This is a genomic window from Angustibacter aerolatus, from assembly GCF_054776675.1.
Window position 1 is genome coordinate 1 of record NZ_BAAHBM010000096.1, and the last position, 10,964, is coordinate 10,964.

The 10,964-nt window shown below is 73.9% G+C and carries 11 protein-coding genes; 7 read left to right on the forward strand and 4 right to left on the reverse strand.

Annotation, left to right across the window (positions count from 1 at the left end; translation table 11 throughout):
• The 4 genes from ACYVI6_RS16110 to ACYVI6_RS16125 form a co-directional block, all read right to left on the reverse strand.
• A partial coding sequence (locus ACYVI6_RS16110) for an FGGY family carbohydrate kinase (protein WP_460447342.1) occupies positions 1–996 on the reverse strand: 996 nt, incomplete at its 3' end.
• Entirely contained in the window at positions 993–1,997 is a 1,005-nt protein-coding gene (locus tag ACYVI6_RS16115; RefSeq protein WP_460447343.1) for a LacI family DNA-binding transcriptional regulator, read from the reverse strand. The genes ACYVI6_RS16110 and ACYVI6_RS16115, both read right to left, overlap by 4 nt.
• A gap of 175 nt (positions 1,998–2,172) precedes the next feature.
• A complete protein-coding gene (locus tag ACYVI6_RS16120) occupies positions 2,173–2,745 on the reverse strand; it encodes an AAA family ATPase (protein ID WP_460447344.1) in 573 nt (190 codons plus the stop codon).
• Positions 2,742–3,782, reverse strand: coding sequence for a LacI family DNA-binding transcriptional regulator (locus tag ACYVI6_RS16125; protein ID WP_460447345.1), 1,041 nt, complete (start codon positions 3,780–3,782; stop codon positions 2,742–2,744). Before ACYVI6_RS16125 ends, ACYVI6_RS16120 begins: the two co-directional genes overlap by 4 nt.
• A 176-nt stretch (positions 3,783–3,958) precedes the next feature.
• Between ACYVI6_RS16125 and ACYVI6_RS16130 the strand changes: the two genes are divergently transcribed.
• The 7 genes from ACYVI6_RS16130 to ACYVI6_RS16160 all read left to right on the forward strand — a co-directional run.
• Complete coding sequence (locus ACYVI6_RS16130; RefSeq protein WP_460447346.1) at positions 3,959–4,984, forward strand: zinc-dependent alcohol dehydrogenase family protein; 1,026 nt, start codon at positions 3,959–3,961, stop codon at positions 4,982–4,984.
• Between the two features lie 41 nt (positions 4,985–5,025).
• Positions 5,026–6,051 carry a class I mannose-6-phosphate isomerase gene (locus tag ACYVI6_RS16135; RefSeq protein WP_460447347.1) on the forward strand — a complete coding sequence of 342 codons (1,026 nt, stop codon included), beginning with the start codon at positions 5,026–5,028 and terminating at the stop codon, positions 6,049–6,051.
• Positions 6,048–6,812, forward strand: a complete 765-nt coding sequence (locus ACYVI6_RS16140) for an ATP-binding cassette domain-containing protein (RefSeq protein ID WP_460447348.1) — start codon at positions 6,048–6,050, stop codon at positions 6,810–6,812. Before ACYVI6_RS16135 ends, ACYVI6_RS16140 begins: the two co-directional genes overlap by 4 nt.
• Positions 6,809–7,882: an ABC transporter permease gene (locus tag ACYVI6_RS16145; protein WP_284286966.1), complete on the forward strand. Its 1,074-nt coding sequence runs from the start codon at positions 6,809–6,811 to the stop codon at positions 7,880–7,882. Before ACYVI6_RS16140 ends, ACYVI6_RS16145 begins: the two co-directional genes overlap by 4 nt.
• 11 nt (positions 7,883–7,893) lie before the next feature.
• On the forward strand, positions 7,894–8,946 hold the full coding sequence (locus ACYVI6_RS16150; RefSeq protein ID WP_460447349.1) for an ABC transporter substrate-binding protein: 1,053 nt from the start codon (positions 7,894–7,896) through the stop codon (positions 8,944–8,946).
• Positions 8,947–9,030: 84 nt separating this feature from the next.
• Positions 9,031–9,678: a transaldolase family protein gene (locus ACYVI6_RS16155; protein WP_460447350.1), complete on the forward strand. Its 648-nt coding sequence runs from the start codon at positions 9,031–9,033 to the stop codon at positions 9,676–9,678.
• Between the two features lies 1 nt (position 9,679).
• On the forward strand, positions 9,680–10,964 hold a 1,285-nt coding region (locus ACYVI6_RS16160), incomplete at its 3' end, for a xylulokinase (RefSeq protein ID WP_460447351.1).

Consider the following 10,964-nt stretch of genomic DNA (forward strand, 5'->3'; position numbering starts at 1 on the left):
GAGCCGGTCGCGCGCCTCGCCGTCGGCGGCGCCGAGCAGCCGGAGCACCCGGCGCAGCAGCACGGCGCCGCGCGCGCCGCCGATGAGCAGCGTGGTGCCCGGCAGCACGTGCGCGCCGACCGAGATGCCGCGGCCGACCAGCCGCTCGCGCTGCTCGTCGCTCAGCACGCCGGGCAGCGCGCGCACCACGACGTCGGCCGTGCCGGTGCTGTTGAACAGCTCATCGGGCCCGGCGGCGCCGACGCCGATCGCCGCCACCGGGTGGTCGTGGCCGGCGACGGTGAGCGCGGCACCCTGCAGCCCGGCGGGCAGCGCGTCGACGTCGAGCCGTCCGGCAGCGGTGCCGGCGGTCAGCAGCGGGGGCAGCAGCTGCGAGGGCAGGCCCAGGGCCGCGGCGCCGTCGGCCCACACCGCGCCGGTGGCCTGGTCGAGCAGGCCGGTGCGGGAGGCGAGGCTCGGCTCGGCGACGAGTGCGCCGCCGAGGCGGTGCACCACGAGCTCGGGCACGCTCGCCCAGCGGTGCCCGGCGGTCAGGCCGACGCCCTGGTCGACGAGCCACAGCAGCTTGGCGACGCTGGCCTGGCAGTCCCACGGCAGGCCGGTGCGGCGCACGAAGGTGGCGCCGAACCCGCTGTCGCGCGACGAGATGCGCTCGACCTGCTCGGTGCCGCGACGGTCGAACCAGGCGATGGCCGGCGCGCACGGGCGACCGTCGGGGTCGAGCAGCACGCCCGACTCGGCGAGGCCCGCGACGGCGACCGCGGTGACCCGGACCGGCTCTCCCGCAACGGCTTCGGCGTGCTCGTGCCCGCGGCGCAGCAGGTCGACCACGAGGTCGACGAACGCGTCGCCCTCGGCCTCGGTGCCGCCGTCCGGCGTCGTCGTCCAGCGGGTGCGGGCCTCGACGAGCGCGAGCTGGCGCCCGTCGTCCGACCGCACGAGCGCCTTGGACGTCGTGGTGCCGACGTCGACGCCGATCACCGCCGCGACGGTCATGCCGGCAGCTCGCCGGAGCCGCGCTGCAGCAGGCGGACGGGCACGTGGGTGGTGGTGGTCGGCAGCCCGGGGTCGGCCAGCCGCTCGGTGAGCCGCTCGGCCGCAGCCAGCCCGACCGCGGCGGCCGAGTGGTCGACCACCGTGACGCCGGGCTGCAGCGCGTCCGCCATCGCGAAGTCGCCGAAGCCGACCAGCGCGACGTCGGTGCGCCCGGTCGCGTGCAGCGCCGGCACCACGCCGAGCGAGCAGCGGGTCGCGGCACTGAGCAGCGCCGTGGGTGCAGAGCCGTTGCGCGAGAGCAGGTCCCGGGTCGCCTGCCCGGCGGTCACCGGGTCGGGGCAGTCGGCGCGCACGAGCAGCTCGTCGACGTCGAGACCGTGCGCCGTCAGCGCGTCGCGGTACCCGGCGAGCCGGGCGGCCGACGTCGGCACGTCGGGGTGGTCGCCCACGTACCCGATCCGGCGGTGGCCGTGGGCCAGCAGGTGCTCGACCGCGCCGCGGGCGGCGGCGGCGTCGTCGATGGCCACCAGGTCGGCGTCGACCCCGGGAGCGGCGCGGTCGACGAGCACCATGGGCGTGCGCGGCGACCGCGTCTCGAGCCACGCGTGGTCGCCGGCCGTCGGCACCAGCAGCAGCCCCGACACGCGACGCTGCAGCATCTGCGCGACCACCGCCCGCTCGCGCTCGGGGTCGCGGTGCGTCGAGGCGACCAGCACCGACTTGCGCTCGGCCGAGGCGGCCCGCTCGACGGCCTCGACCAGCTCGCTGAAGAACGGGTCGGCGACCGACTCGACGACCAGCCCGATGGTGGCGTCGGTGCCGGCGCGCAGCGACCGGGCCATCGAGTCGGGCGTGTAGCGCAGCTCGCGCATCGCCTGCTGCACCCGGGTCCGCGTCTCGCTGGCGACCTTCGGGTCGTCGTTGAGCACCCGCGAGGCGGTGCGCAGGCTGACGCCCGCCGCGACCGCGACGTCGCGCAGGATGCTCTTGCCGTCCGCCACGCCGCCTCCTCCGCCAGGTGTGCCATCGATGGCACGGACCAGTCTGCCCCGCCAATGCCATCGATGGCAAGCCCACGCCTTTGCGCGCTCCAACCCGCTTTCCGCATCCCAGGCCGCTTTCTCGGTGCGAGAACCGGGCTGAGCCGCGCGAACCGGCCTGAGGCGCGGAAAGGGGTCACGCGGTGAGGGCGGCCCGGACGGCGGCGGCGAGGTCGGCCGCACGACGCGTGGCGTCGAGCTCGAGGTGCGGGACGGCGGGCGGCCCGGCCTCGCGGGCGGCCAGGGCCTCGAGGTACGCGCCCTCGTCGAGCAGCTTCGCGGCGTCGCGGGCCGCACCTCGGGCCCGCAGCCGGCGCAGCACCTCGGCGCGGTCGAGCCGCAGCCACACCAGCAGCGGTGCTCCCCCGGCGGCGGCCAGCCGGCCGCGGGCCGCGGCCCAGTGCGGGTCGCCGGAGCGCTCGGCGGTGAACGGTGCGACGAGCACCACCGGCACCCCCGCGCGCAGGTTGCTCTCGGCCAGCGCCCACAGCACCTCGTAGCGGGCGGCGCGGGTCAGGCCGGCCAGCCGCGGGTCGTCGAGGTCGTCGACGCCGACCAGGCGCTGCACGACGTCGACGAGGGGGCCGGTCGCCACGTCCTGGTCGAGCAGCGCGGCACCGAGCCGGCCGGCGAGCAGCCGGCCCACCGTGCTCTTGCCGGACGCCGGGGCGCCGGCCAGCAGCACCGCCGGCAGCGCCGCCTCGGTCACGCGCCCAGGCCCTCGACGACCTCGCCGTGACCGGCGCGCAGCCGCTCCCCCGGCACGCCGCAGGAGGTGCGGGTCACCAGCCGCACCGGTAGCACGGTGCGCCGCCGCAGCCGCCGCTCGGGCGCCTCGATGCGGGAGAACAGCCGCTCGGCGGCGAACCGACCCATCTCGGCGCCGTCCTGGTCGATCACGGTGACGGCGGGCTTGAGCGACGCCGCCATCGGGAAGTCCCCGAAGCCGATCACCCCGATGTCTTTGCGGCGCAGCGCCTCCAGTGCCGGGACGAGCGCGATCGTGCAGCGTGCGTTCGACGAGAACAGCGCCGTCGGCGGCTCGGGTCCGTCGAGCATCCGGCGCAGCGCGGTGGTCAACGAGGGCGTGTCGATCTCGCCGAGGTGCACGAGGTCGTCGCGCACCGGCAGCCCCGCCTGCGCCAGCGCCTGCCGGTAGCCGTCGTGCCGCAACCGGGCGGTCACCACGCCCTCGCCGTCGCCCATGAACGCGATGCGCCGGTGCCCGTGGGCGAGCAGGTGCCGGGTGGCCTCGACGCCGCCGCCCACGTCGTCCTGCACGACGACGTCGGCGGTCAGCCGGCTCACCGAGCGGTCGACGAACACCAGGGGCGTGCGCTCCTGCCACGGCCGCAGGAAGGTCATGTCGTCGCCGACGGGCACGATGATCATGCCGGCGACCTGCCGCTGCAGCACCGCCTCGATCGAACGCTGCTCGTGCGACGGCTCCCAGCCGACGCTGGTGACGATCACCGCCGCGCCGCGCCGGCTGGCCTCGCGCTCGACGGCGCCGATGATGCTGGCGAAGAACGGGTCGGCCACGCCCGGCACCGCCACGCCGATCGCCGCGTCGCGCCCGTTGCGGAAGGTCACGGCGAGCATGTTCGGTCGGTACTGCAGCTCGTCGATCGCGCGCTCGACCCGCTCGCGGACGTCGTCCGACACGTAGCGGTCCTTGTTCACGACGCGGGAGACCGTCTTGGCGCTCACCCCCGCGCGCACCGCGACGTCGCGCATGGTCGTCATCGAGGGTCCTCCCAGGCTCGCCCGGGCAGCAGTATGTCACCGATGACATGCGATGTGGGAGAAGTCCTCTGTCACCGGTGACATACGACGAGATCTGGCGTACTGTCGCGGCACCACGAAGGTTCGAGGTGCAGCGAAGCGCCTCTCGTACTCGAGGAAGAGGACGGGGTGACGGCATGAAGGCCGTGTACTACGACGCCGCTGCGAGCTGGTCGGTGACCGAGGTCCCAACACCCGAGCCGGCCCCGGGTGAGGTGCTCATCAAGGTCGACCAGGTGGGCGTCTGCGGCACCGACCTGCACATCCACGAGGGCGACTTCGGCGCCGTCTTCCCCCTGATCCCGGGCCACGAGCTGGTCGGTACCGTCGACCGGCTGGGCGAGGGCGTCACCCGGTTCCGGGTCGGCGAGCAGGTGACGGTCAACCCCAACGTCTACTGCGGCGAGTGCTCCTACTGCCTGTCGGGTCGGCTCGGCCTGTGCGAGAACAGCAAGGGCTTCGGCAGCAACTTCCAGGGCTTCTTCGCCGAGTACGCCGTGGCCGATCACAGGCTGGTCTTCTCGACCGAGGGCCTGCCGAAGGACGTCGCGGTGTTCAGCGAGCCGACGTCCTGCGCGATGCACGGCCTGGAGTCGCTGCAGATGCGACCCGGTGGCAGCGCGCTGGTGCTCGGCGCCGGCCCCACCGGTCTGCTGCTGGCACAGCTCATCGCCACCGGTGGCGCGTCGTCCGTGACGGTCGCGGCGCCCAGCGCGTTCAAGCTCGACACCGCGAAGCAGCTCGGCATCGACCAGGTCGTGCAGATCTCCCGCGACGACGCCGAGGGCAACCTGCAGAAGCTGCGCGAGGCCTCGCCGCACGGCGACGGCTACGACGCGGTGATCGAGGCCACGGGCTCGACCGCCGTCGCCGCGATCTGCGTGCCGCTCACCCGGCGCGGCGGCACGGTGCTGGTCTACGGCGTGACGCGCGACGAGGAGGTCGTCGAGTTCCACCCCTACGACGTCTTCCGCCGCGAGATCACCATCAAGGGCTCGTTCGCCGAGATGACCTCGTTCGCCGCGGCGATCGACGCGCTGCGCGGCGGCCGGGTGCGCACCGACGGCATCGTGACCCACCGCTACTCGCTCGACGAGTACGGCCAGGCGCTCGACGACCTGCGCAACGACAAGACGGTGCACAAGGCCGTCATCGTCCCCTAGACCCCCTCCCCCGCAACGACTCTCGTCACGAAGAGGTGACCGTGCAGCCACAGCTCCTGCCCCCCAACGTCGTGCCGCACTGGTACGCCGGCGGCCCCGCGCTCGCCGCGTGGCGCGGCATCCCGTCCGTCGGCGACCGCTCCCCCGAGGAGTGGGTCGGCGCGACCGTCGCCCGCTTCGGCGAGGACGAGCTCGGCCTGGCCCGGCTGGCCGACGGCACGCTGCTGCGCGACGCCGTGCGGGCCGACCCGGTGGGCTGGCGGGGCCGCGACGACGGCGACCCCGGCGACACCGGCGTGCTGGTCAAGGTGCTCGACGCCGGGCAGCGGCTGCCGGTGCACGTGCACCCCACGCGCGAGTTCGCCACGACGCACCTCGGCTGCGCCTACGGCAAGACCGAGGCCTGGTACGTGCTGCAGGCCGAGGCGGACGCCGCGGTGTGGGTCGGCTGGCGCGACGACGTGGCCCCCGACGAGCTCGCGGCGCTGGTCGACGCGCAGGACGCCGACGCGATGCTCGAGCGCATGCACCGGGTGCCGGTGCGAGCCGGCGACGGCGTGCTCGTGCCGGGTGGCACGCCGCACGCCATCGGCGCGGGCATCCTGCTGATCGAGGCGCAGGAGCCGACGGACCAGTCGATCCTGCTGGAGCGCACCAACACCAGCGCCTCGGACGACGAGGTGTTCCTCGGGCTCGACCGCGCGGTGGCGCTGTCCTCGGTCGAGGGCGCGGCCACCACCGACGTCACGCGGCTGCTGCGGCACACCGTGGCCGACGGGGCGACCAGCCTCGCGCCGGTGCTGCCCGACGACGCCGAGCCGTTCTTCCGGATGCACCTGCTGGCGCCCGGCACCGACGGGCAGCCCGTGCCGGCCGGGTTCGCCGTGGTCGTCGTCGTGGCGGGCAGCGGCACCCTCGCCGGGCAGCCCGCGAGCCAGGGGCAGACCTGGGTCGTGCCCGCCTCGGCGGGCGACTGGCACGCGGAGGGCGACGTCCGGCTGCTCGTCTGCCGTCCCGGCACCACCTGGCCACCTGCCGCCATCTCACAGAACGGGGACCACGCATGACCGCACTCCTCGAGGCCCGGGGGCTGTCACGCAGCTTCGGGCACGTCAGGGCGCTCGACGCCGCCGACTTCGACATCGGTGCCGGCGAGGTCGTCGGGCTCATCGGTGACAACGGCGCCGGCAAGTCGACGCTCATCAAGGCGCTCTCCGGCAGCCTCGAGCTCGACTCCGGGCAGATCCTCGTCGAGGGCCAGGAGGTGCACCTCGAGTCGCCGCAGCAGGCGAACGCGCTCGGCATCGAGGTCGTCTACCAGGATCTCGCGCTGGCGCCGCACCTGAACCCGACGCAGAACGTCTTCCTCGGCCGCGAGATCCCGGCGAAGGGCGTGCTGGGCCGGCTCGGCTTCATGGACGAGAAGGAGATGCGCAAGCAGGCGGCCGCCTCGTTCAAGGAGCTCGGCGCCACCGTCCGCTCGCTCACCTCGCCCGTGGGGTCGATGTCGGGTGGTCAGCGGCAGGGCATCGCCATCGCCCGGGCGATCGCCTGGGCCAGCAAGATCATCATCCTGGACGAGCCGACGGCCGCATTGGGCGTGGTGCAGACCAAGAACGTCATCGAGTCGATCAAGCGGGTGCGCGACAAGGGCATCGCCGTGGTGTTCATCAGCCACTCGATGCCGCACGTCATCGACGTGTGCGACCGCATCCAGGTGCTGCGGCTCGGGCACCGCGTCGCCACCTACGACGCGAAGGACGCGTCCGTCGAGACCCTGGTGGGTGCCATGACCGGCGCCCTCGACGCCAAGGAGGGAGTCGCGTGAGCGCCATCGCCAACCAGCCCGCCGTCGTCACGGGCGAGGCCTCCGCCGGGGACGGCAGCCAGTCGCTGATCAAGCGGATGCTCAGCCTGCAGGCGTTCTGGATCCTCGGCGTGCTGATCGTCATCTGCCTCTTCTTCAGCATCGCGGCCGGCGGCCGGTTCTTGTCGGGAGGCAACTTCTCGCTGATCTCGCAGAACGTCGCCGTGCTGGCGGTGCTCGGGGTCGGCATGACCTTCGTCATCATCACCTCGGGCATCGACCTGTCGGTCGGCTCGGTGCTGGTGTTCTCGTCGGTGATCTCCGCGAAGGTCATGGACGGCATGAGCGGCAGCGGTGCCGGCGTCGCCCTGGCCGGCGTCGTCGTCGCCGTCCTCAGCGGCCTGGTGTGGGGCCTGCTGAACGGTTGGATGATCGCGCACGCCAGGGTGCCGGCCCTGATCGTGACCCTCGGGTCGCTGTCGGTGGCGCTCGGCCTGGCGCAGGTGATCACCGGCGGCATCGACATCCGCTCGGTGCCCGAGAGCCTCACCGACTTCAGCGCCTACACCAAGGTGCTGGGCATCCCCGGGCTGCCGTTCCTGGCGCTGATCGTGGTGGTCCTCGGCGGCATCCTGCTGCACAAGACGAAGTTCGGCCGCTACACCTACGCGGTCGGGTCGAACGAGGAGGCGGCTCGGCGCAACGGCGTCAAGGTCAGCCGGCACCTCATCGCCATCTACGGCTTCACCGGCGCGCTGGCCGGCGTCGGAGCGGTGCTGTCGCTGGCGCAGTACGGCACGACGACGATCGCCGGGCAGTCGCTCACGAACCTGAACGTGATCGCGGCGGTCGTCATCGGCGGCACGTCGATCTTCGGTGGCGAGGGCACGATCTTCGGCACCGTCGTCGGCATCTTCATCCCGGCGGTGCTGCAGAGCGGCTTCGTCATCATCGGCGTCCAGCCCTTCTGGCAGGGCGTCGCGGTCGGTGCGGTCCTCGTGGCCGCGGTGTACGTCGACCAGTCCCGCCGTGCCGCCGCCCTGCGGGGTGCACGGTCCCGAAACCTGTTCAGTCGCAAGAACTCGAAGTGAAGGGAACCCGCGTGAACACGAAGCGCGCTCTGCTGGTCGGTGGGGCACTGGTGCTCGCACTGCCCATGGCCGCCTGCTCGTCGTCCAAGCCGGAGGCCGCCGGTGGCGGCAGCGGCTCGGCGTCGTCGGCTGCCGGCCCCGCCCCCATCGCGTCGGCGACCACGGTCACCGCACCGGAGAAGGCGAAGAAGAACTACAACATCCAGTTCCTGCAGGGCGTCGCCGGCGACCAGTTCTACATCACCATGCAGTGCGGTGCGCAGGACGAGGCCAGCACGCTCGGCGTCACGGTGAAGACGCAGGGCGCGCAGAAGTTCGACCCCACGCTGCAGAAGCCGATCCTCGACTCGATCGTCGCAGGCAAGCCGGACGCGCTGCTCGTGGCGCCCACCGACGTGTCGGCCATGCAGCAGCCCCTGCAGCGCGCCGCTGCCGCCGGCATCAAGGTCGTGCTCGTCGACACCACCGTCAACGACCCGTCCTTCGCGGTGTCCGGCATCGCGTCCGACAACGAGGGCGGCGGCAAGGCGGCGTTCGACGCCATCAAGAAGCTGAACCCGGGCGGCGGCAAGGTCATGATCGTGGGCGTCGACCCGGGCATCTCGACCACCGACGCGCGCGCCAAGGGCTTCGAGGAGGCCGTCAAGGCCGACAGCAAGTTCCAGTACGTCGGCGTGCAGTACAGCCACAACGACCCGGCCACCGCGTCGCAGCTCGTCGGTGCGCAGCTGCAGAAGGACCCCGACCTGGTCGGCATCTTCGCGGCCAACCTGTTCGCCGCCGAGGGCTCGGCCACCGGCGTCAAGCAGGCCGGCAAGAGCGGTCAGGTGAAGATCGTCGGCTTCGACGCCGGCCCGAACCAGATCGCGGCCCTCAAGGAGGGCACCGTGCAGGCCCTGGTGGCGCAGCAGCCCGGCCAGATCGGCGCCTACGGCGTCGACCAGGCGGTCGCCGCGCTCGACGGCGGTCAGACCACCACCAAGGTGCAGACCGGCTTCACCGTCATCACGAAGGACAACCTGGACGGCGAGGGCGGGCAGGCCGCCTACAAGTCCTCCTGCTGACCCGGGGAGACTGACACCGGACGGGGCGCCCGCTCACCGAGCGGGCGCCCCTGCCGCGTCCCGACCCGTGATGAAAGGCATCTGATGCAGCTCTACGCCGACAGCGCCGACGTCGACCGAGTGCTCCCGCTGCTGCGGGCCGGCCTGGTCGTGGGCGTCACCTCGAACCCCACGATCCTCGACCGCTCCGACCGGGGCGCGAAGGACTTCGTGCAGCTGTACGAGACGTTCGTCGAGGCGGGCGCGCAGGAGGTGTTCTTCCAGACCTGGGGCGCCACCACCGAGCAGATGGTCGCCAACGCCGAACCTGTGCGGGCGCTCGGCGACCGCGCCGTCGTGAAGCTGCCGGCCACCCTGGCCGGCTTCGCCGCCGCCACGGCGGTGCGCCGCGCAGGCACCCCGACCCTGGTGACGGCGGTCAACACCGTGGCCCAGGCGCTGCTCTCGGCGCAGGTCGGTGCCACCTACGTCGCGCCGTACTTCGGTCAGATCGGCGACCGCACCGGCGAGCCGCCGGTCGAGCTGATCGCCGCCATGGTGCAGGCGCTGCAGGGCACCGGCACGCACGTGCTGCTGGCCAGCGTCCGCTCGCCGCAGGTCGTCGAGCAGGCGGCGGCGGTCGGCGTCCGGCACGTGACGGCGAACCCCGACGTCGTCGAGGCGATGGCGGCCGACGAGCACACCGAGCAGGCGGCGCGGGTGTTCGAGGACGTCATGGCACGGCGGGGCTGACGTGCCGCCGGCGACGCTGCTGGGCATCGACCTGGGCACCAGCTCGGTGAAGGTCGCGCTCGTCGACGCCGCCGGGGCCGTGCTGCAGCAGGCCGACGAGCCCTATGCCGTCGACCGGCCGCACCCCGGCTGGGCCGAGACCGACCCGGACGCCTGGTGGGCGGCGGTGCGCCGGGCGTGCGCGCAGGTGCTGCGGGCCGCGCCCGGTGCGGAGGTGGCGGGTGTCGGCCTGAGCGGTCAGATGCACGGCGTGGTGCTGTGCGACGCCGACCTGCGGCCCGTGCGGCCGGCCGTGCTCTGGGCCGACACGCGGGCCCTGGCGCAGCTCGACGCGTACCGCGCGCTGCCGGACGCCACGCGACGGCGGCTCGGCAACCCCGTGACGGCCGGCATGGCCGGGCCCTCGCTGGCGTGGCTGCAGCAGCACGAGCCGGCGGTCGTCGCGCGCGCCGCCTGGGCGCTGCAGCCCAAGGACTGGCTGCGGGCGCGGATGACCGGCGTCGTCGCCACCGAGCCCAGCGACGCCTCGGCCACCCTGCTGCTCGACGTGGTCGACGTCCGGTGGAGCGGCGAGGTGCTCGACGCCCTGCACGTCGACCGCCGGCTGCTGCCCGAGCTGCTGCCCTGGTCGGGCGCGCGCGCCGGCGACCTGCTGGCGTCGGCCGCCGCCGACCTGGGACTGCCGGCGGGCGCGCCGGTGGCGGCAGGGGCGGCCGACACCGCGGCAGCCGCCCTCGGCACCGGCCTCGTCGCCCCCGGCGCGGTGCAGCTCACGATCGGCACCGGGGTGCAGGTGGTGGCGACGGTCGGAGCCCCCGCCCTCGAGACGCTGCCGACGGCGCCCGTGACGCACCTGTACCGGTCGGCGACCCTCGACGGCTGGTACGCGATGGCGGCCGGGCTGACGGGTGGTCAGACGCTCGACTGGGTGCGCCGGCTGCTGGGGGCAGGGTGGGCCGAGCTGTACGACACCGCGACCACGCCCGCGCGGGCCGTCGACCCGCTGTTCCTGCCGCACCTCGTCGGCGAGCGCACCCCGCACCTCGACCCCTCGATGCGCGGCGCCTGGACCGGCCTCGACCCGCGGCACGACCGGACGTCGCTGCTGCGCTCGGCGCTCGAGGGCGTCGCCTTCGCCGTCGCGGACGCCGTCGACGCGCTGCCGCTCACCGCCGCTCGCGGCCGCGAGACGCGACTCGCCGGCGGGGGCACGACGCACGCCGCCTGGCGCACCCTGCTGGCCACCGTGCTCGACCGGCCGCTGCACGCCGTCGAGGTGCCGGCGG